Source organism: Tuberibacillus calidus DSM 17572, assembly GCF_000430685.1.
Lineage (GTDB): Bacteria > Bacillota > Bacilli > Bacillales > Sporolactobacillaceae > Tuberibacillus > Tuberibacillus calidus.
The window spans coordinates 19,982-40,028 of sequence record NZ_AUMM01000027.1; the positions used below are offsets into that span (position 1 = coordinate 19,982).

The window sequence follows — 20,047 nt, forward strand, 5'->3', positions numbered from 1 at the left end:
AAATGAACTAAGGCAAACAAAGGAGCCATTCATAATGAAAATTTTATTCTTACCGCTTTTTAAAATGCCTTCCGGTCATCATCGAGTGGCTGATGCACTTATTGGTATTATTCAAAATCGAACGGATAAAGTGGAATGTGTGAAAGTGGATTTATTAAGTTATAGCAATGAAGCATTGGAAAAAGTGGTATCGGGGACCTATCTCAAGTGGATCGGTCACACACCGGAAACTTATGACTGGGCCTATAAACATTTTGCCTACACAAAAAAACACGAACAACCTTCTTTTAAAGGACTAGAACATTATTTTCTTAGAAAGCTACAGAAATTGCTCGAAGAAGAACGACCGGACATGGTCATTTGCACCCACGGCTTTCCCTCATTACTTATGAGTCGTTTAAAGCTGAAGGGCGTCGTACACATTCCTGTCATTAATGTGTATACGGACTTTTTTATCAATGATATCTGGGGAAGAAAAGGGATAGACTATCACCTTGTCCCAAATGGTTGTGCGAAAAAGCAAATGGTTGAAAAATATGGGGTTAGTGAAAGAAGCGTGTTCGTGACTGGCATTCCGATTCATGAAATCTTCTTTGGCGCCTCCCCGAAGAAAGAGCGCACGACCGGGAAGAATATTTTATTAGCTGGCGGTGCAAGCGGATTAGGGAATATCATTGGGTTAGTGAAGGAAACCGACCCTAAGTATGGCTTTAAATATACGGTGTTATGCGGTAAAAACGAAAAGCTTTACAATGAGTTAAAAAGCTTGAATCATCCGCAAATCGAACCGCTTCCCTATATCGCTTCAAGGGACGCTATGGATGATTTATACAATCGTGTGGATGCAATCATTACAAAACCCGGTGGGGTTACCGTCAGTGAAGCGCTGAGAAAACGAATTCCAATTTTCATCCATTCGGCTCTGCCTGGTCAAGAAGATATTAATCTGCAGTATTTGACGGAAAACCATCTCGTTTACCGCTTGAATCCTAATGAACATTTTGAAGAACAACTCTCACGCGTCTTGTCCGATGAATTGGAACGACGGAAATGGGAGCGGGCTGTTGACCGCTATTTCAGTGAAATCCAAATGGATTCGGCGAATTTATTATATAATTTTTTGATGACCAATTTGATGGAAGGTAAAGAAATCAATCGTAAAACGAAAACGTTGAACAAGAAAAAGGGATTCGTCAGCAAAATCAAGAAATATGCTAAGAAAATGTCGATCTCAAGCAATGCGTAATGGATATAAAAAAGGGCTGACCACCAAACAGGCGGTCATCCCTTTTTTCTGAATGATTATTCGGCTTGCCGTCTCAACAAAAGGACTTGGATGAACACAAATAAAACAAAGCCGGCTAGTATGATGGAACATCCTATGCCAATGGCAAGCGGTGTGAGGGTTAAAAGCTTTACAAACCGGTCCCCGACAAAATAGCCTATTAATAAAAAGGTTGTTGTCCATGACAAGGCGCCGGCTGCCGAAGATAAGAAATATAATGGAAACCTTAAACGGCTGATACCCGATAAATACGGATTAAGTTGGCGAATGCCGGGAATAAAAAACCCGAAAGCAACGGCCCATAACGCTCGCTTTTTAAAGGCCGTCGTTGCTTTGTCCCACTTTTTTTCGGAAATACCAATCATTTTGCCGATTTTCACTAATATCCGGTGTCCCAATACGGCCCCAAGGATGTACGCGGTAAGCATCCCGGTCAGGCTTCCTGAAAAGGCGGCAATCAATGCGGACCATAATTTCAAGGTGCCCTGTGAAGCAGCGAGACCGACGAAGACTAACATCGACTCTTCGGGTGCCGGGATCCCGACAATGCCGCAGAAAACCAAGACAAAAATCGCGGCATCACCATAAGTGGCTATAAATTCTTGAAAATGTTGTAACATGTGATTCCCCAATTTCCAGTAAGATTTAAAAAATCTTTTTCATTAAAAAGACGATGAAGTATGGGTGAATGTTCAGCGAAAAAAGCATTGATCCAACCTGCCTGCTAAAGGGGCAGCTATTCTTTCTAAAAATGAGGCGCTTAAGATGATGATACTATTAATAGCTATCTGTGTGATTGCAATCTTTTTCATATTATATAGTTTGTTGCCAACAGTCTTTATGAGAGGGTTATCGATCGGGGTTTTTAATCGATGCGACGTGAATGGGAAAATCGCCTTAACGTTCGACGATGGTCCTCATCCGCTCTATACACCAAGACTTTTAGATTTGTTAAAAAAGTATCATGTGCAAGCGACGTTTTTCGTCGTAGGTTCCTTCGCCGAAGCGCATCCCGAGCTGTTGAAACGGATGGTTTCCGAAGGCCATGAAGTAGGGATTCACCATTACAGACATACGAGTAATTGGCTCTTGACGCCATTTGCCTCCCGCCGCGAAGTAAGGAAAACAGCAGCGGTAATCGAAAAAATCACAGGCCAATCTCCCCGTTTTTACCGACCGCCTTGGGGGCATTTAAATGTGTTCAGCAGCTGGTCGCGCCGCCCTTACGTCCTTGTGATCTGGACGCACATTTTAGGGGACTGGAATAAAAAGGTTGGACGAAAGCGGCTTGAGTCACGCATCCGCCAAAGCATCCGAGATGGTGCGATCATTGTGCTACATGACAATGATCAAACGCCGGGGGCCGATGAAGGCGCCCCTGAGATCATGCTCGATGCCTTGCAAGAAGTGCTGAAAGACGTCTACGACCGCTTTCAATTTGTCACTGTTAGCGCGTTATATGATGAAAGCCGGGGGAAAGAAAGACACTTGCCGCCGATGCAGTTGTCATAAGGAAGTTTTTTCAGAAGGAATCTCCAAGTTTGGGGATTCTTTTTTATATTCGCTAATACCGACAGAGAGAAGAATGAGTAAGCTCCCAATGAAAAACGATATACCGAGTTTTTCTCCGAGAAAAAGCCATCCGAAAAATGAACCGACGACCGGTTGTAGAAAAAAGTATAAACCGGCATGATGGCTAGGTGTGAGTTTTAGGCCGATATTCCAGGCAAAAAAGGCGCAAGCTGTTGAGATGACGCTGATATAAAGGATGCTAAAGAAAATGGCAGGTTCAAGTAATACGTGATGCGGCCATTTGTCCCACTGGGCACAAGCAAAGGGAAGCGATAAAAAGCAGGCGATCCATATTCCCGCCGTTGTCATTTGCAGCGGAGTATAGTATATCGCCGCTTGTTTGACGACGACGGAATAATACCCCCAAGTGACCGCCGCTAACAGCAAGACAAAAATACCGAGAATGTGTGACTCTCCATCTTTCGGAGCCCCGATGATGATGATGACGCCGACGATGGCTATGGCGAACATGACAAGTTGCTTTTTCGTCATCTTTTCTTTCAAAAGCATGACAGCAAATAGAGAGAGAAACATCGGCGATAAAGTGGTGACAAGCGACCCGAGATGAGCATTGGCTAAATCGGTACCGATAAATTGGGCACTGATAGAGGCAAAATAGCCGATGGCTCCAATTTGAGCGAGGTAGCCCCATCCTTTTAACGTCATTTTTAGTTGTCCACATCCAAAGCAAACGCCAGTTAAAATAATGCCAGCGATGACATAGCGCAAAAAAAGCATGGTCATGGGAGGGACAGCGGAGAAGGCAAATTTGCTTGCGACATACATCCCACCCCAAATAGTTGCAGCAAGTGATAGAAATAGTGGTCCCATGATTTGCTTCAAATTGACACAACCCCTTTGCAAAATTGCCGCCCTTTTAAAAAACCTATATGATAAAATAAGGAAAAACAAGATAGACTTCTAGAATGATTTTAACAGAAAAGGCCGAGGAGTGGGTGCATGTCAAACAATCACTTTCCGAAGAAAAAGAAGAGACAAATATGGGTGGTGATGACGGCAACGATTGCGGTGTGCCTGATCGCCTCCCTCATTGTGGGGGCTGTTTTTCAAAATAAGAGTGCCACACCATCCCAAGAAGTCAAGCTCGATCAAAAAAAATCCGAGCAGATGGCTCCTGGCGGCAAGTCGCAAGAAAATACGGTCTCCCGGATTAACTATACAGGGCAGCCAATGATGGGAAAGAAAGAAGCACCCGTGAAAATCGCAGAATTTGGCGATTATAAATGTATTTATTGCCATCAATTCGAAATGACGATCTTTCCGAAGCTTAAAAAAGATTTTATCGATACGGGCAAAGTCCAATATTATTTTATGAATTATACCATTGTTGCCCAGGATTCAGTAAAGGCCGCCAATGCCGCAGAAGCCATTTTCGCTATGTATCCGGATCGTTTTTGGACGTTCCATCATCTGCTTTATAAAAACCAAGGTCCAGAAACAGAATCTTGGGTGACGGATGAATTGCTCCTTAAGCTTGCCGAAGAAGCAGTTTCCCATTTAGATGTTAGTCAATTTAAAGACGCTCTTGAGCAAGGCACTTATGTCAATAATATCAAAACGGATGTCGAGATGGGACAAGCCGCCGGGGTGAATGGGACACCCACCATTTTTATCAATGGAAAAATGCTGTCGGCTCAAGATACTTTTGACTACAGTCAATTAAGGAAAGCGATTCAACAAGCGATGGGTGAGAAGAACAATGATCAATAAACGATTATATTTTGCTTGGGTGGTATCCCTTGTAGCGACGCTCGGCAGTCTTTATTTTAGTGAAATCGCGGGATTTGAACCTTGCAAATTATGCTGGTTCCAAAGAATTTGTATGTATCCGCTAACAGTCATTCTTGGCGTCGCTTGCTTTCGAAACGAGCGCAAAATAGCCGCATATGTATTACCATTCACCATCGTCGGCGGATTAATTTCCATTCTTCATATCTCAGAACAAAAATTTGGGGTTTTTAAAGGGATGTGTACGGTTGGCGTGCCGTGCAGCGGGCAATATATCAATTGGTTTGGCTTTATCACCATCCCAATGTTGGCACTTACAGCTTTTATCCTGATCACCGTTGCCATTATCATCGATATGAGAAAGAATGATGAGGTTGAGTAACATGCAGAAATGGCTGACTGTGATTTGTGGTTTTTTCATTGTCATCGGTTTTACCGTTCTTGAACCTGCAAGGCATGTTGCAGCAGAAGCGAACCCGAAAAGTGAAATCGTCATAACCAGTTTTCAAAACTTAGATCCAAAAATTGCTGGCAAACCGATTAGAATACGCGTTCATGTGCAAAGAGATGAAATCGACAATCCCACTCAAACTTTGAAAGATGAAGATCAGGCGATGGTGTATGCCTTTTTTACGAAAGAAAAGGACAACCGTCAAACAACACTTACGCTTTCAAAAAACGGTTTGTATGAAGGTACGATCACATTACCGACAGCCGGTACCTGGAAGGTCCATCTCATGGCGCTAGCTACTGATCCCGCCCTCGGCAAAAACGGCACAGATACGATGGAGACGACTTGGAAGGTTGGGAAAGCCCATACCCCGGCATGGGTCTGGGTGGTTACGGCGTTGGCTGCGATCATCCTGATCCTACTTATCATCTTGATTTTACGCGCCATAAAACGGCGAAAACGGCACGGCCAAGCCTTGATGCAAGCACAAAAGGCCAAACGAAAGAAAAATAAAAAGAAAAAATAGGTAAAACCAGTTTTGAGAGGAATGGATATGCAAAAAAAGAGAGCCATTGTCCGGCTCTCTTTATTTTGCCGCTTTTTCCACGGCTTTTTTGAAGTCATCGTAAGTGTTGGCGTTGATGTCAAAAAGTTTCCCGTTGATAAACACGGACGGCGTTTGGAAGATCCCCGCCTTATCGGCAATGGCAATGTCTTTATCCACTTCATTTGAATATTGATGTTTGTGGAAAGCATCCAGTACTTTTTTTACTTGGTCATCACTGGCATTTTTCTTAAGCAAATTCGTCAAGAAGTCTTCGGTATAGACATCTTTTTTCTCATATTGCTGGCCATCCGGTTGTGCCTCATAGAGGGCTTCGTGGAATTTCCAATAAGCATCTGTCCCTAGTTCATGATAAATGGTTTCCGCAAACTCCGCAGACCGTTTGGAATCATCGTAGATGAACGGGAAGTTAATGAAGTAAAACTTAGCTTTTCCCGTATCAACTAAATCCTTTTTAATCTTAGGAACATAAGATTTTGTAAATTGTTTGCAAAAAGGACATTTGTAATCCCCGAATTCAACGATCGTGACCGGTGCCGATGCTTTTCCAAGAAAAGGCTGGCCTGCCGTGTCAATTTTTACAGGTTTCGGTTCAGTTGCTTTTTCTTGTGCCGTTTTGGCATAGACGCCGAGGCCAATTAAACAGACAATCACGATCGCAAGGATGGTATAGAAAAGAATAGGGGGTTTACCCGCTTTTTTCTTGGTGGTAGATGGCTGCCTTGTCCTCTTTTTACTCATGAGGTCACCTCATTGCTCTCTCCAAAATTGTCATTTTGTAGTCAGTTTATAAAACTATTAAAGAACCGTCAAGACAGTAGCCTTTTACGAAGCTCCCCAAAGTGCCTTTTAGCCTGTGAGAATATCCCCACTGGGGTACTGAATTTTACTTGGCTGTCTTTGTGACAAACTGAAGAAGATCGTCAAAGGCCCGATGAGGCCGCAATACATAACAATCATAATGACAAGTTTTCCAATGGTGGTGAGATGTGACGTTAACCCCAATGTCAGACCTGTGGTGCCGAATGCGGATACGACTTCGAACAACACTTCAAGAAATGGCGCGTTTTCTGTAATCATTAAAATAAAGACCGCGATAAAAATAAGCGTTTGACTGATGACAAAGATGGCGAGTGCTTTGGATAAGATTTCCCTTTTGATGCGCCGCCCGAATATGATGGGGTCACTTTTTCCGGTAATAAAGGCTATAACAGATAAAAGGATGACGATAAACGTTGTGACTTTGATGCCGCCGCCAGCAGAAGCGCTGCCTGCGCCGATGTACATTAGGAAAATGGTCACAAGAAGTGTTGGTTCTTTCATATCGTTGTAATCTATCGTGTTAAAACCAGCTGTTCTCGGCGTGATCCCTTGAAAAAAGGCAGCCCAAAATTTATCGGGTCCGCTTAATGCGCCGAGTGTCTTAGGATTGTTGTATTCAAGTAAAAAGACCATCACAGTCCCAAATATTATTAAAGCTAATGTGCCCGTCAGCATGATTTTCGTATGCAGGGATAATGATTGAAAATCTTTCGCCGTCCATAAATCCGATAACACAGGAAAGCCAATGCCGCCAATGATGACTAACAAGCCGATCACGAGATTGACGACCGGGTCCCCGACATAACGGGTTAAACTATCCGGCCATAAGGAATAACCCGCATTGTTAAAGGCAGCGATACTGTGGAAAATGCCATAATAAAAACCTTTTAAAAAACCATATTCGGGCGTCCATCTCATCGTCAAAAAAATAACTGCCACCCCTTCAATAGAGAAGACAAGTAGGAGTATGCGTTTTACGAGTTTAATAACTCCGCCAACAGACGTCTGATTCAGAGCTTCTTTAATAAGAAGCCTTTGTTTCAATCCAATTTTTTTCCCTAAGGTCATTACGACCAAAACGGCAAGACTCATAAAGCCGATGCCGCCAATTTGAATTAAACAAAGAATGACGATTTGTCCAAATAATGTAAAGGTTGATCCTGTATCGACGGTGCTAAGGCCAGTCACCGTGGTCGCCGAGGCAGAGGTAAAAAAAGCATCGAGCCAGCTGATGGGGTGATGTGTTGCGATCGGTAATTTTAATAATATACCGCCCAATATAATCAAGCCGAAAAAGCCTAATGCCAACATTTGTGGCGGGCTGAGACGGATGACCCTCCGCTTTACCCAATTGATTTCGATCCGATTCATAATACCCTCCACGACTACTTGGAGAAATAATAAATCAATTTTAGACGTAACATCGAATTTTGGCAAGGGATGTCAGTTTAAAAGGAAATGAAGGCTATAGGTGTTTAACTATTTTAGTGGGAGTAGTCGGTTGCCCGCGTCCATTTGCCTGTTTTTTTAATAAGGTATACTATCATAAAGATCTTAGAGGAGGTCGGACCCTTGAGAAGTTTATTTACCAATGACTACAGAATTTCCCATCATAGTTATCCAGCGACCGATGGACGGACGCTCCGAAATAAACTCAACTATTTGGCAAAACATCATGTCATGATCAATGAGGTTTCTTTATCCAACGGCCAAAGTCTGTATGGGGTTGACGTAAAAGACGTGGAAGTCGATTATGCTGTTTTTCATGAATCCGGTTCCGCAGGTATTTCCAATGTCATCGTCCCCTTGCGTCACATTGTTTACCTTGATACCGACCATTTCGCCCATTACGATCTATAATCTTAAGGCTGACTCATGGTATGGGTCGGCTTTTTCCATTCGAAAAACAAAGATATTTCGCCAATGAGTATAGGTGAAAGATGCCACAAGGTGAATCAGCCTATGACATGTCTAATCGGGAATACCTCAGGGGAAAAGCATCCATCCATAACCACCGATCCTTGGCACATTGTTTATAAAAGAGGGCTGGAAGATGAAGCCATTAAAACTGTTGCTTATTACAAAGGATTTTTCGAAGCATGTTGAAAAAAGCAGTTTTTATCTTCAACAGGAGTTATCTAAGCTCACTCAACTAATGTTGTGGTCCGACCATGGGGATATTCGCGATATTTTAGGCCAATTAGAAGAAACGCCTGACTTTATTTTACTGAATGATTTTAAACCCGATTATACCCCATTTATCCGTAACTTACGTCTGTCACCCGTTCCGTGCGGTGCCATTGTCCATGATTTGCACTATAAGATTCCGCAGCGAAAACGGTTTTATGTACAGGAAAAAATCCATTACCTTTTCTCTATTTATCGCGATGCTTTCTACAGGTATTATCCCGAATTTCTGGAACGAATGATTTGGCTTCCGCATCACATCCCCACCACGATTTTTAAAGATTACGGTTCTGAAAAGGATATTGACTGGCTCATGTCCGGCGCGCTTTATCCCCATATTTATCCGTTGCGACACTGTATGTATGAACGGTTGAAAAATCATAGCGGTTTTGTCTATGTTAAACACCCGGGTTATAAAAACGTTGATGAACAAACGCCCGGTGTTTTTGTCGGGAAAACCTATGCTATGCTTCTCAATCGCGCCAAAATTTTTTTGACTTGTGACAGCGTGGAAAAGCTCCCTGTTTTAAAATATTTTGAGTCACTTGCTTGCGGCGCTTTGCTCTTAGCAAGTGAGAGTTCGGAACTTTTCGATTTGGGTTTTATCGATGGGGAAACGTTCATCGCTGTCAATCAAGACAATTTTATGGAACGGGCAGAGTACTATTTAAAGTGTGAGGAGGAGAGAGAGGCCATTGCCCGGCGGGGAATGGAGATGGTCAGACGCCGTCATTCCACGGCACAAAGAGCGAAAGAACTCGTTCGGCATATTAGGAATATCGTAACGCGCGAAAAAAAGATGTGATGATGTTACAAGAATATTACGGCTTTTTTTCCTTATCTCTCTTGAAAGATTGGTGTTTTGCAATAGAAGCAGGTCGCCTCTTGTAATATAACTGTAAGTCATCGTATAGACGCTGCTTCATATTAGTAGAAATAGAACGCGTTGTTCAAGGGGAGGAATAACAATGCAGGCGGTTCATCGGACGATTTTGAAAAAGGCGACAGTCGCAACGACCATCACAGGCACTTTTATGTCACTTCCGGCTTTGGCCAGTGCCCATTTTGGATACGACTTACTATACAAAGGAAAGCATGATGAGTCCGTCAAAAACTTACAAAAAGTTTTGAAGCGTGAGGGGTATTATAAGTTATCGAAGCCCACGGGGTATTTTGGACCGGCGACTGAAAAAGCCGTCAAGCAATTTCAAAACGATCACAATCTTAAACCAGATGGCATTGTGGGGCCGCTGACAAAAGCTAGTCTCAATCACTATGTGAAATATGACGGAGAATTATTAAGTTACGGGGACCGAGGTGAAAGGGTAAAAGATGTCCAAGATCATCTGAAGCATCTTGGGTATTATAAGGGGGATTTGGACGGTATATTCGGACCGCTGACGCGACTTGCCGTATTAAGGTTTCAAAAGACCAATGATCTCCGCATTGACGGCATTGTCGGCCCCGAAACCTTCCAAGCACTACATGGAAATCCGAAGGCTGCTCCCCGTTCAGAAGCCAATGTAAAAGTAAAAACATTATCAAGCCGAAAGCCATTAAAAAATACAACGTCAAAAATACTGTATATGAGTGCGACGGCTTATACGGCTTACTGTTCGGGCTGCTCCGGGACAACGGCAACGGGCATTGACCTTCGAGCGCATCCGGATGCCAAGGTCGTTGCGGTTGACCCGAATGTCATTCCATTAGGGACGAAACTATACATCGAAGGTTACGGGTACGCGGTTGCTGGTGACACTGGTGGTGCCATTAAAGGCAATCGGATCGATCTGTTCATGGCAGACCTCGATGATGCTTTAAACTGGGGGCGCCGCACCGTCAAAGTGAGAATACTGAATTAATGGTTCGGTTTTAACTGACACATAAAACATGGGATGGGGACAAAAAGCATACTATAATATGTAGGGCAGGACGTTGCCTTATTGGGACGCTGCAACATGATCGCGACTTATGGAATAAATGGATCAATTTTGATGGACCGCATAAAACAAGACAACAACCCCCTTTTTCGAGAAAAGCATCTTACCTCCCGCAACCGGGGCCATATAAGTGAGAAATGGGACGCAAACTGAAGAGGCGTCCCATTTTGCCGTTAACATAATTCCTAATTGGAACGCGAGAGCGCAAGACACCCACACCGACCTAACGTAAACATGCCTTTTTTTATAATATTTTTACTGCTCTTACCGTTTTTTGCTAATATAATGACTAGTAGACACTTTTTTATAAGATGGATATGGGATATTGTATTTATATGGATCGAAATAGTTGGTTACCGTTTCAGCTGTGATTGTCAAAATCGCAGTCAGGCACAGCGTTTTTGGATATTTAGACAGACCATCACTTTCAAAAGGATTGTGATTGATTCAATGAAAATAAAAAAAGGAAAAACCGGTGGTGTGATTGTCGCGCTCGGTCTTCTGATTTTATCAAAACTGAAGTGGGTTTTAGCGCTTTTAAAATTTACGAAATTCGGGGGAACGTTCATCAGCTTGATTATTTCTCTTGGCTTTTGGGCGGCGGTGTATGGCTGGAAATTCGCCGTGGCCATCGTTTATTTAATTTTTGTCCATGAAATGGGACATCTGGTTGCGGCACGGCAAAAAGGCATAAAAACCTCTCCAGCCATTTTCATTCCGTTCTTTGGTGCTGTGATTTCAATGAAAGAACAACCGAAGGACGCGGCAACGGAAAGCTACCTCGCCTACGGCGGCCCCCTTGCCGGATTAATTTCGATTATTCCCGCCTTTTTGTTGTTCTTTAGCACGCACCAACCATTCTGGGCTTTAGTCATCATGCTCGGTGCTATGATTAATCTTTTTAACTTGATGCCGGCTTCCCCTCTGGACGGCGGCCGCATCGTGGGTGTGTTATCACCGCACCTGTGGCTATTAGGGTTAATCAGTCTTGTGGTCTTTGCGTATTTTTATCCGTCCGCCCTCATCATTCTTATCCTCATCATCGGCTTTTTTTCATGGTGGCGACGCGTTCGGGAAGACTTGGATATCAAAACCATTCAAGCGGAGATGTCCATTAAGGAAGAGTTAATGCAAACGGTCGAAGGCTATCGAGAAGATCTATTTTATACGTATTACATTCAGGATGAAGAAGATGGACCACCACCGGTAAATGAAGTCATGCGCGCTTATATTCAGCGCGAATTGAATCAAAGAAAGATGCAGGCTGAAGATAAAAAAGCTCAAATGAAATCTTGGTTTTTCCCGTTCGTGGAAGATCAAGCAAAGTTGGAAAAAAGGCGCCTCGCCATTTTGATCAGTGAGCTGTCAACTTGGGTATCGAAACTGGACCGAATCACTGAACCGAGCGATTTCGATTATCTGATTAACGATGAAAAAAGGCAAATTCGAGAGCTCCAGAACCGGATGGAACATATAAACAAATATTATGACGCCAAACCAAAAACACGACTCATTGTCTTTATAGCCTACGTCCTTCTCGCTGTTGTACTTGGGGTTTGTTATTTTTACGGTGAAAATGTATTAAAACACTATTATGAATACAATCAGTATCTCAACAATTTTTAATGGGATGTTGACCGGACAAGGTCTAAAAGCATCCCTTTTATTTTTTTATCACCGCGATCTTCTTAAATACGAAAAACATTGCTGGGAAGACGTTTTATGAAAATTCCTGCAAGTGTTATAATGAAGTAAAATTAGATGTCAGCGGAAAGGCGAAACTCGTCGGCATGGGAGTCGGAAAGAATGACAATGGGATGAGGAGGGACAACATGGCAAAAGAAGTCATCATTAACGTTAATGGAAGCGTTTTAAAAGCGAAAGCCGGAGAAAATCTGCTTAAAGTTTTAAAAGCAGCCGGTCATGAAGTGCCAGCCATTTGTTATCATGAAAGTCTTGGCCCGCTACAAACTTGTGACACGTGCATTGTAGAAGTCGATGGGAAGTTGGTTCGCGCTTGCGGCAAGAGCGTTGAACCGGGCATGGTCGTTCTAACCGATGTGAAGCAAGCTCAAGAGGCACAAAGGATCGCTATGAACCGCATCTTGGTCAATCATGAACTTTATTGTACGGTCTGCGACAACAACAATGGCGACTGCACGGTGCATAATACCGTATTATCAATGGAAATCGACCACCAAGATGAACCGTTTCAGCCGAAGCCATATGAAGCGGATTATTCGGGATCGTTTTACCGCTATGACCCTGACCAATGCATCGCCTGTGGACGTTGTGTAGAGGCCTGCCAAAATGTTCAAGTTAATGAAACGTTAACGATCGACTGGTCGCTTGAACGGCCTCGTGTTCTGTGGGATGGCGCAACCTCCATTGACCAATCGTCCTGTGTGAACTGCGGCCAATGCGTCACGGTATGCCCATGTAATGCATTAATGGAAAAGTCGATGCTCGGAGAAGCCGGATATCTCACCGGCATCCAACCATCCACGTTACGCAATATGATCGATCTAACGAAAAAAGTCGAAAAGGGTTATGGCGCTATTATGGCCGTTTCCAATGCCGAAGCCATGATGCGCGAAGAGCGCATTAAGAAAACGAAAACAGTTTGCACATATTGCGGGGTAGGTTGTTCCTTTGATGTCTGGACGAAAGGGCGGAAAATTTTAAAAGTCGAGCCGCGTCTGGAATCACCGGCAAACGGTATTGCCTCATGCGTTAAAGGTAAATTCGGCTGGGATTATGTCAACAGCGAAGAGCGCCTGACAAAACCGCTTATTCGCAGAGGGAATGTTTTTCATGAGGCCTCATGGGAAGAAGCATTGGATGTCATTGAGGAGCGATTAAAGGCCATTATCGCTAAAAACGGGCCGGATGCCATTGGGTTTATCTCTTCGTCCAAAGCGACAAATGAAGAATCGTACCTCATGCAGAAATTGGCGAGAGCCGTCGTCGGCACCAATAACGTGGACAACTGCTCGCGATATTGTCAGGCGCCAGCCACCGTCGGCCTTTTCCGAACCGTCGGCTACGGCGGTGACTCAGGAACGATGGCGGATTTGGAAGCAGCCGATTTAGTCATCACGATTGGTTCCAATACAGCCGAATCACATCCAGTTCTTGCGGCAAAAATTAAGCGTGCCCACAAATTGCGCGGACAACGGCTCATCGTTGCGGATTTAAGGAAACACGAGATGGCTGAGCGCGCCGATCTCTTCCTTCGTCCGAAGCCGGGAACAGACCTAGTATGGCTTTCAGCTGTGACGAAGTACATTTTTGATCAAGGATGGGAGAACCGCGAGTTTTTGGATAAATGGGTAAAAGACGTTGAAACATATAAGGCAAGCTTGGATAAATTTACATTGGAATATGCCGAAAAGATGACCGGACTATCCAAAGAAACCCTTATTCAAGTGGCAGAAGAAATTCATCGCGCCGGTTCTGTTTGTATTTGTTGGGCGATGGGCGTCACGCAACAAAAAGGAGGAAATGATACTTCAACAGCCATATCGAACCTCTTGCTTGTGACGGGAAACTACATGCGGCGGGGAACAGGCGCCTATCCATTGCGCGGCCATAACAACGTTCAAGGTTGCAGCGATTTTGGCAGCATGCCGAATAATTTTCCGGGGTATCAGTCGGTCAGTGACCCAGAAATTCGTGCCAAATTTGAAGCGGCTTGGGGGAAAACCTTACCAGCTGAGCCGGGTTTAAATAACCACCAAATGGTTGATGCCATTCATCTTGGACGCTTGAAGGCTTTATTTTTAATTGGTGAAGATATGGGCGTCGTCGACTCGAACATCAATTATGTCCAGGCGGCCTATGAAAAGTTGGAGTTTTTTGTTGTTCAGGATCTCTTTTTAACAAAAACGGCGCAGTATGCCGATGTCGTTTTACCGGCTTGCCCAAGTTTGGAGAAAGAAGGCACTTTTACAAATACCGAACGGCGCATTCAAAGATTGTATCAAGTGCTCCCGCCATTGGGTGAAGCCAAACCTGACTGGGAAATCCTTCAGCTCGTAGCGAATCGGTTAGGTGCTGACTGGCATTACACGCATCCTTCTGAAATTATGGCGGAAGCGGCCAGCTTGACACCGATGTTTGCCGGGGTGACTTATGAACGGCTGGAAGGGTACCAAAGCTTGCACTGGCCGGTTCATGCCGATGGTCGTGATGAGCCGCTCCTCTATACCGAACGTTTTAATTTTCCGGACGGCTTCGCTCGACTCTACCCCGTGGATTGGACGGAACCGACGGGAACGAGTGAGGTTTATGATCTGCACGTCAATAACGGAAGGATATTGGAACACTTCCATGAAGGGAATTTAACGTATAAATCAGAAGGGATCACCCGAAAAACCCCAAGCGTTTTCTTCGAAGTTTCCCCTGAACTTGCAGAAGAACGCGGAATTAAAACAGGGTCTACGGTTCGGCTTGTCTCTGCCTATGGCGCTGCCAAAGGAAAAGTGGTCGTCACAGACCGCGTGCGCGGCAATGAAATTTATATCCCGATGAATGATAACGGTGAGGCGGCCATTAACCGTTTGACATCGGGGGAAGTTGATAAGGATACGGATACCCCCGCCTATAAAGATACAGCCGTGCGCATGGAAGTGTTATCCGTTGAAGGGGAAAGCCCCTTACCTGCTAACAACCATCGGAACGGGAAACGGACACCGCAAGCAGGTGTTGAAGTAGAGCGAAAATGGGCGCGTCCAGATTATATCTTCCCAGGAGAATTGGTCATGCACAAGAAGGAGCTGATGGGCCGTGGCTAAACCAACCAATGTCATTGAGCGAAAGCCGGTCGATCTGGAAATGGCTCGAGAGACCGGTAAAAATGAATTATTGGATTTACTGTTGGAGAGAAAAGCCTCATTGGAAGCGCTGATTGAACTCGTTGAAAAGTTGGATGAGCGCGGGATCTTGGCGTTATTAAACGGCCTTGTCGGCAAAGGCGACGAAATTCTTGGCGTCGTTATGCATGAATTAAACAAACCAAGTACAAGCGCGGCTCTTTCCCACCTTTTAAGTCTTGGAACATTGATCAGCCGTATTGAAGCTGAGAAACTGGAAGGATTAGCCGAGCGCGTGAATAGAGGGATCGAAAAGGCCATCACAGCAGCGGAAAGCGATCACATGATGACGTTCTATGACTTGTTAAGGTTGTTCAAAGATCCAGACGTTAACCGAGTCTTATCGGCGTTATTTGGATTTTTAAAAGGCGTTGGCAGTTGTGATACAAAAGAAGAAAGCTAATAAAAAAACAGGCGTTCACCCAAACGGGGCGCCTGTCTTTTTATACTGGTAGGAAAGTATATCATTTATCAAGCCAGCATAAGAGCAACTAAGGCTCCGCCTTCGCCTAATAGGCTTGGGCAGAGCCAAGTTTCCTTTAGCAGAGCTAAGTTACTTTATCATTCAAAGTCGGAAGACGCCATCCTCAAGCGTAGCTAGGGTGGATATTAATGACTTTTTGAAGACGAAACCGATCAAAAAACAAGTATGACAGTTGTATTTTCATAACACGTGTAATAAAATTATTACATATGAAGAACATATTATCTGGTGATGACCTGTTGAAAATGTTGGAGGCGTTGTCAAATCCTTATCGCCTTAAAATTATTGCTATTCTTCATAAGAAAAAGGAATATGTGAGTCAACTTGCAAGGGAGTTGGGGATCAGTCGGCCACTACTTTATTTGCACTTGCAAAAATTGGAGGATGCCAAATTAATAAATGGGCATCTTGAGATTTCTAATAGTGGGAAAGCCATGAAGTATTATGAACTCAACCCCTTTTGTATTAAGTTGAATGGGGATTTCATTGCTCAAGCAGTCAGTAATTTGACCATTAAAGGCAGAAAGGAGTAAACCATACTTTCTATTGTAAAAAAAGAATGATTAGTAAAGGAGTGGAATAATGTTGGGTAGTATCATGCTCATCATCACAACTTTTGTCATACCAATGATTCCTGTTTTCATCTTTATTGTTATTTTTATTTTCTTAGTAGGGCTCATTCGCAGGATGGAAAAACGCTCAGACGAACGGCTCAAAATAGAAAAGGAAAATGCCACTTTGTTACAACAACAGATCCAAGAAATTAATCAACGCTTAAAAAATATTGAAAAAACATTACAAGAGGTGGATTAGCTCTCATTCATACACCAAAGAAAGAGATGACAACGCTGACAGAGGCAGGATGCCCATTGTTAGAGATTAAAACAAATCGCCTACTATACCAAAAATATTCTATAAAAAATGTAAAAGCATGATCTTTCCCATATGCGGATGATCATGCTTTTTATCTTTTTTACTTTTGTGATTCAAAAAAACATCATTTTCTCTTTTATTTAAAGAAATCCCGATTGAGCTGAATGTAAATTTGTTCTTCTTCTGGGACTTCTTCTTCCGGATAAATGGCTTCGACCGGACAGACGGCTTCGCAGGCACCGCAATCGATGCAAACATCCGGGTCGATATAATATTGGTCTTCCCCTTCGTGAATGCAGTCAACCGGGCATGTTTCCACGCATTCGGCTGCTTTTTCATTACGGCAGGGCGAAGTAATGACAAAGGCCATGGTCAATCTCCTTTCTGTCATCGCACATAGATCTCGTGAACCCTCATGCGGTTAATAAAAAACCAATAAATACTATTGATTTTATATCATAACAGGGGCTCCTTGGCAAGGACGCGAGCTTCAGTATGTATTGGGTAAACCGGCAGGTGGCACTTCGCCATCACTTTTTTGTAAGCGCCTTTTTACTTGAATGAATCGGCACATGTCTTCTCCGGTCCTCCTTTTAACTTAGTCGTTTGCGGGCGTTATTGGCAATGCGGTACATTTCACTGGCTCGCTTATAATATTTCATTTGAAAGTAATAATCGGCGAGGTTTTCCGCAAGATCGGCAACGCGATCCCATCTTTCCATTTTCCTGAAATACGGGATAGCTTCATTGGCAATTAGGTTTTCAAAAGCAGCGTCTTTTATTTTTTTAATCTCATATTCCAATAGTTTTAGTTGGAAATAATACTCTTTATCGTCCAGAGGCTCAGCTAACTCAAGGCCTTGATGGATCGTTTCGAGGCAATCTTCTTTTTGATTTATACTCATATATTCTTTTGCCAAAAGATACATTGTTTTAACTTTAGATGCGTCGTAGTTTTTTAGACGCCCTTTATAATCCAAGGCTTGTTTATAATAACTTATTGCCTCCTCGGATTGTCCGGTGCCATTTTTAACAAATCCGAGATTATGATAGATGACGCCGAGCCTGATTGGATCATTGAGCAGTTTGGCGAATTTTAATGCCTGTCCGTAGTGATATTCCGCTTTCATATAGTTTTTAATTTCGCTATTACAAAGACCGAGAATCGTTTGGCAATCGGAGATGCGCGTCACATTATAATCTTTATTGAAAATCGCTAAGGCCTTCTCTGCATAATTCATACTATCGGATATGCGAAAAAATTTGGCATACAAATTGGCAAATTGATAATGAAGATGCGCTTCTTCGGTTTCCGTATGGGAAAGCATTTTTAACATTTCTTCGGCTTGTTTCAGGAATTGGAGTGCCTTGCTATAGTTATTTAAAATATTATAATATATGCCGCAGAAATGATAATAATAGTATTCGAGTTCCGAATCAAAAATTTCTTTAAATGAACTTAAATGTTTGATTAACTTTTCAGATTCGGTTAAATCATTCTGGTAAAGACGATAACGAAGCGTAAACAAATGAAACCGTAAATGGATTAAAGGTTCCTCAACGCCCGAATTTGTAATTTCCTCCTCAATGGACGCTCGTCTTTTCTCCAATGACTCAGGCTCTTCATAGCTTACGAGAACCCGATACCATTCATCCATCTCTGTTTTCAATTTCTCGACTATAGCGCTTTCGTTGATGGCAGAGTAGGAAATGCCTAGGCGTTTGCAAAGATGAATGATGATGTCATCGCTCGAGTTGCCGCCATTCTCAATTTTACTGAGATAGGACACCGAGCAAATGCCTTCAGATAATGTTTCAAGCGTATAGCCGCTTAATTTTCGGTAATAGCGAATGCGGGTTCCGATCATGATATCCCTTCCTTCGTGTTGGGAAAAATGGCCGTTATTTTTCCCACTCAGCGAGTACCCAGTCATACTATTTTCCCAATAAAAGAGACCCACGAATCTGTTATCATTAAACTATGAAGGAGCAAAAAAAATCTTCCTTTATTTTCATTGTAAAACAGAACATTGTGAATGTTAATAGAAACTTTTTAGAGAGAATCGTTCCCCAATTTTAGAAAAAGTACTCGTTAATCATTTATTGTTTATCGGAAAAAACCGATCCCCGAGAAAAATTTAACCAGAGGAGGACAGCCGAGCATGGAAAAGAGAATGAGTATTTTACTGGAGTCAGACAAGAACCGTGAGGCAGGGCAAATTAAGTGGCCGGTTCGTTTCATCTATGATTTAAGCCGCCACATACCATATGCCGCTTACGGTCAGTTGACATTTGAACAATTTTTGATCGACAGTGAAGGGCGATATTGGTTTTCGGAAAAGGCAGTGGACGGGAAAGAGACGACACAAATTTTCATCTTTGACGCAAAAGGTGCTATTCTAAAAAAGCTCGTAGTACAAGGTAAACCAGTATTATACGAATTCGAGCGATGGGTCATCATTGCCTGTGAAGGAATTGAAGCGTCATCTCATATTTATAAATTTTCCAAACAAACTCTGAGTTTAGAAGATCAATGGACCGTCGACGGATTTTTATGGGATTTAGATGGTGCCGGTGAAGCCCTCTTTATCACCAGCTATCTGACAGATATTAACGAAGCGGTTTTATATATTGTTGACAGGAATCGTAAAAAGGCTCTGGATCTAGGGACGGGCTTATTCCCCACAGGGATCACATGTTGCGGAAAAGCTTTATATATCTCATTTAGCGATATACAGACAGGTTGTAAAGGAAAGCTCATTAAATTAGATTGGGAAGGTCATTTGCTTGAAGAAAGTCCGCTAGATATTGCACCGCGGCAAATGTTTTTATATGACGGGCATATCATCCTGCATGGATTGGATATGGCAAAAGGTTCCGCCAACCAACTCGTCTATTACAATGTGCAGACTGGGGAGCGGCAAATCTATAAAATACCAAAGGCTTCGGACCTTCGCCCGCATGGTAAACATATTTTACTACATAACCGGGAGAAACAGTCCATTATTTATTGGAGTCATGAAAAAAGGAAAATCATTCGCGTCCTCCATATGCCCGCAATGAAAAAAGAATTTGACGCCATGACATACCGGTCCTTATAAAGGGCCGGATTTTATTTATTGGTAGAATTTCGCAAGTCAATATAAGGACAACTAAGGCTCTGCTTTCGCCCAAAAGGCCTGGCAGGGCTAATTTATTCTTTAGCAATGCAAGGTTTTGTTGTCAGGCATTGTGGTGGTTTGTCA

Annotated in this window: 20 protein-coding genes; 14 read left to right on the forward strand and 6 right to left on the reverse strand. The window is 43.1% G+C overall.

The genetic code is table 11. From position 1 onward, the window contains the following. The first annotated feature begins 34 nt into the window (after window positions 1-34). Window positions 35-1,246: an MGDG synthase family glycosyltransferase gene (locus H532_RS18275; protein WP_081412388.1), complete on the forward strand. Its 1,212-nt coding sequence runs from the start codon at window positions 35-37 to the stop codon at window positions 1,244-1,246. 56 nt (window positions 1,247-1,302) lie between these two features. On the opposite strand, the gene H532_RS0108045 is transcribed toward H532_RS18275, so the two are convergent. Continuing rightward, complete coding sequence (locus H532_RS0108045; RefSeq protein ID WP_038111851.1) at window positions 1,303-1,905, reverse strand: DedA family protein; 603 nt, start codon at window positions 1,903-1,905, stop codon at window positions 1,303-1,305. 145 nt (window positions 1,906-2,050) lie between these two features. On the opposite strand from H532_RS0108045, the gene H532_RS18280 reads away from it, so the two are divergent. After that, entirely contained in the window at window positions 2,051-2,797 is a 747-nt protein-coding gene (locus tag H532_RS18280) for a polysaccharide deacetylase family protein (RefSeq protein WP_038111854.1), read from the forward strand. On the opposite strand, the gene H532_RS18285 is transcribed toward H532_RS18280, so the two are convergent. Next, window positions 2,792-3,700 (reverse strand): DMT family transporter, encoded by a 909-nt coding sequence (locus H532_RS18285; protein WP_211231960.1) that lies wholly within the window; start codon window positions 3,698-3,700, stop codon window positions 2,792-2,794. The two genes, H532_RS18280 and H532_RS18285, sit on opposite strands and share 6 nt — an antisense overlap. Before the next feature lie 117 nt (window positions 3,701-3,817). On the opposite strand from H532_RS18285, the gene H532_RS0108060 reads away from it, so the two are divergent. From H532_RS0108060 to H532_RS0108070, 3 genes are read left to right on the forward strand one after another with little or no spacing between them, the layout of a single operon-like run. Then, window positions 3,818-4,588 (forward strand): DsbA family protein, encoded by a 771-nt coding sequence (locus tag H532_RS0108060; protein WP_027725063.1) that lies wholly within the window; start codon window positions 3,818-3,820, stop codon window positions 4,586-4,588. Next, entirely contained in the window at window positions 4,578-4,988 is a 411-nt protein-coding gene (locus H532_RS0108065; RefSeq protein WP_027725064.1) for a disulfide oxidoreductase, read from the forward strand. Before H532_RS0108060 ends, H532_RS0108065 begins: the two co-directional genes overlap by 11 nt. Window position 4,989: 1 nt before the next feature. Next, window positions 4,990-5,583, forward strand: coding sequence for a hypothetical protein (locus tag H532_RS0108070; protein ID WP_027725065.1), 594 nt, complete (start codon window positions 4,990-4,992; stop codon window positions 5,581-5,583). A gap of 60 nt (window positions 5,584-5,643) precedes the next feature. Here H532_RS0108070 and H532_RS0108075 read toward each other — a convergent pair whose 3' ends face one another. Then, the gene (locus tag H532_RS0108075) at window positions 5,644-6,363 is read right to left on the reverse strand and encodes a DsbA family protein (RefSeq protein ID WP_027725066.1); all 720 of its coding nucleotides are present in this window, start codon (window positions 6,361-6,363) and stop codon (window positions 5,644-5,646) included. A gap of 108 nt (window positions 6,364-6,471) precedes the next feature. Continuing rightward, window positions 6,472-7,815, reverse strand: coding sequence for a TrkH family potassium uptake protein (locus tag H532_RS0108080; protein WP_027725067.1), 1,344 nt, complete (start codon window positions 7,813-7,815; stop codon window positions 6,472-6,474). 201 nt (window positions 7,816-8,016) lie between these two features. Between H532_RS0108080 and H532_RS0108085 the strand changes: the two genes are divergently transcribed. The 8 genes from H532_RS0108085 to H532_RS0108120 all read left to right on the forward strand — a co-directional run bounded on the left by H532_RS0108085 (window position 8,017) and on the right by H532_RS0108120 (window position 16,742). Continuing rightward, window positions 8,017-8,304, forward strand: coding sequence for a hypothetical protein (locus H532_RS0108085; RefSeq protein ID WP_027725068.1), 288 nt, complete (start codon window positions 8,017-8,019; stop codon window positions 8,302-8,304). 193 nt (window positions 8,305-8,497) lie between these two features. Continuing rightward, a complete protein-coding gene (locus tag H532_RS0108090; protein ID WP_027725069.1) occupies window positions 8,498-9,436 on the forward strand; it encodes a glycosyltransferase in 939 nt (312 codons plus the stop codon). Between the two features lie 163 nt (window positions 9,437-9,599). Further along, window positions 9,600-10,493: a peptidoglycan-binding protein gene (locus H532_RS0108095; RefSeq protein ID WP_027725070.1), complete on the forward strand. Its 894-nt coding sequence runs from the start codon at window positions 9,600-9,602 to the stop codon at window positions 10,491-10,493. A 528-nt stretch (window positions 10,494-11,021) separates the two neighbouring features. After that, window positions 11,022-12,197 (forward strand): site-2 protease family protein, encoded by a 1,176-nt coding sequence (locus tag H532_RS0108100; protein ID WP_027725071.1) that lies wholly within the window; start codon window positions 11,022-11,024, stop codon window positions 12,195-12,197. 206 nt (window positions 12,198-12,403) lie between these two features. After that, window positions 12,404-15,367, forward strand: coding sequence for a formate dehydrogenase subunit alpha (fdhF, locus tag H532_RS0108105; RefSeq protein WP_027725072.1), 2,964 nt, complete (start codon window positions 12,404-12,406; stop codon window positions 15,365-15,367). Continuing rightward, window positions 15,360-15,848 (forward strand): helical membrane plugin domain-containing protein, encoded by a 489-nt coding sequence (locus H532_RS0108110; RefSeq protein WP_027725073.1) that lies wholly within the window; start codon window positions 15,360-15,362, stop codon window positions 15,846-15,848. The genes fdhF and H532_RS0108110 overlap by 8 nt, the downstream gene beginning before the upstream one ends. A gap of 290 nt (window positions 15,849-16,138) precedes the next feature. After that, window positions 16,139-16,462: an ArsR/SmtB family transcription factor gene (locus H532_RS0108115; protein ID WP_027725074.1), complete on the forward strand. Its 324-nt coding sequence runs from the start codon at window positions 16,139-16,141 to the stop codon at window positions 16,460-16,462. A gap of 49 nt (window positions 16,463-16,511) precedes the next feature. Then, the gene (locus H532_RS0108120; protein WP_027725075.1) at window positions 16,512-16,742 is read left to right on the forward strand and encodes a hypothetical protein; all 231 of its coding nucleotides are present in this window, start codon (window positions 16,512-16,514) and stop codon (window positions 16,740-16,742) included. Between the two features lie 196 nt (window positions 16,743-16,938). On the opposite strand, the gene H532_RS0108125 is transcribed toward H532_RS0108120, so the two are convergent. Together H532_RS0108125 and H532_RS0108130 are read right to left on the reverse strand one after the other, a co-directional pair. Beyond that, window positions 16,939-17,172 (reverse strand): ferredoxin family protein, encoded by a 234-nt coding sequence (locus H532_RS0108125; protein WP_027725076.1) that lies wholly within the window; start codon window positions 17,170-17,172, stop codon window positions 16,939-16,941. Window positions 17,173-17,395: 223 nt separating this feature from the next. Next, a complete protein-coding gene (locus H532_RS0108130) occupies window positions 17,396-18,670 on the reverse strand; it encodes a helix-turn-helix transcriptional regulator (RefSeq protein WP_027725077.1) in 1,275 nt (424 codons plus the stop codon). A gap of 294 nt (window positions 18,671-18,964) precedes the next feature. On the opposite strand from H532_RS0108130, the gene H532_RS0108135 reads away from it, so the two are divergent. Beyond that, the gene (locus H532_RS0108135; protein WP_027725078.1) at window positions 18,965-19,903 is read left to right on the forward strand and encodes a hypothetical protein; all 939 of its coding nucleotides are present in this window, start codon (window positions 18,965-18,967) and stop codon (window positions 19,901-19,903) included. The last annotated feature ends 144 nt before the right edge of the window (window positions 19,904-20,047 follow it).

What these genes read in the sequence shown, in the direction of transcription:
- H532_RS0108115 (WP_027725074.1), top strand. Translation starts at nt 16,139, where the DNA reads ATGAAGAACATATTATCTGGTGATGACCTGTTGAAAATGTTGGAGGCG.
- H532_RS0108090 (WP_027725069.1), top strand. Translation starts at nt 8,498, where the DNA reads ATGAAGCCATTAAAACTGTTGCTTATTACAAAGGATTTTTCGAAGCAT.
- H532_RS0108070 (WP_027725065.1), top strand. Translation starts at nt 4,990, where the DNA reads ATGCAGAAATGGCTGACTGTGATTTGTGGTTTTTTCATTGTCATCGGT.
- H532_RS0108100 (WP_027725071.1), top strand. Translation starts at nt 11,022, where the DNA reads ATGAAAATAAAAAAAGGAAAAACCGGTGGTGTGATTGTCGCGCTCGGT.
- H532_RS0108120 (WP_027725075.1), top strand. Translation starts at nt 16,512, where the DNA reads ATGTTGGGTAGTATCATGCTCATCATCACAACTTTTGTCATACCAATG.
- fdhF (WP_027725072.1), top strand. Translation starts at nt 12,404, where the DNA reads ATGGCAAAAGAAGTCATCATTAACGTTAATGGAAGCGTTTTAAAAGCG.
- H532_RS0108045 (WP_038111851.1), bottom strand. Translation starts at nt 1,905, where the DNA reads ATGTTACAACATTTTCAAGAATTTATAGCCACTTATGGTGATGCCGCG.
- H532_RS0108135 (WP_027725078.1), top strand. Translation starts at nt 18,965, where the DNA reads ATGGAAAAGAGAATGAGTATTTTACTGGAGTCAGACAAGAACCGTGAG.
- H532_RS0108125 (WP_027725076.1), bottom strand. Translation starts at nt 17,172, where the DNA reads ATGGCCTTTGTCATTACTTCGCCCTGCCGTAATGAAAAAGCAGCCGAA.
- H532_RS18275 (WP_081412388.1), top strand. Translation starts at nt 35, where the DNA reads ATGAAAATTTTATTCTTACCGCTTTTTAAAATGCCTTCCGGTCATCAT.
- H532_RS0108095 (WP_027725070.1), top strand. Translation starts at nt 9,600, where the DNA reads ATGCAGGCGGTTCATCGGACGATTTTGAAAAAGGCGACAGTCGCAACG.
- H532_RS0108065 (WP_027725064.1), top strand. Translation starts at nt 4,578, where the DNA reads ATGATCAATAAACGATTATATTTTGCTTGGGTGGTATCCCTTGTAGCG.
- H532_RS0108080 (WP_027725067.1), bottom strand. Translation starts at nt 7,815, where the DNA reads ATGAATCGGATCGAAATCAATTGGGTAAAGCGGAGGGTCATCCGTCTC.
- H532_RS0108130 (WP_027725077.1), bottom strand. Translation starts at nt 18,670, where the DNA reads ATGATCGGAACCCGCATTCGCTATTACCGAAAATTAAGCGGCTATACG.
- H532_RS0108060 (WP_027725063.1), top strand. Translation starts at nt 3,818, where the DNA reads ATGTCAAACAATCACTTTCCGAAGAAAAAGAAGAGACAAATATGGGTG.
- H532_RS18280 (WP_038111854.1), top strand. Translation starts at nt 2,051, where the DNA reads ATGATGATACTATTAATAGCTATCTGTGTGATTGCAATCTTTTTCATA.
- H532_RS0108075 (WP_027725066.1), bottom strand. Translation starts at nt 6,363, where the DNA reads ATGAGTAAAAAGAGGACAAGGCAGCCATCTACCACCAAGAAAAAAGCG.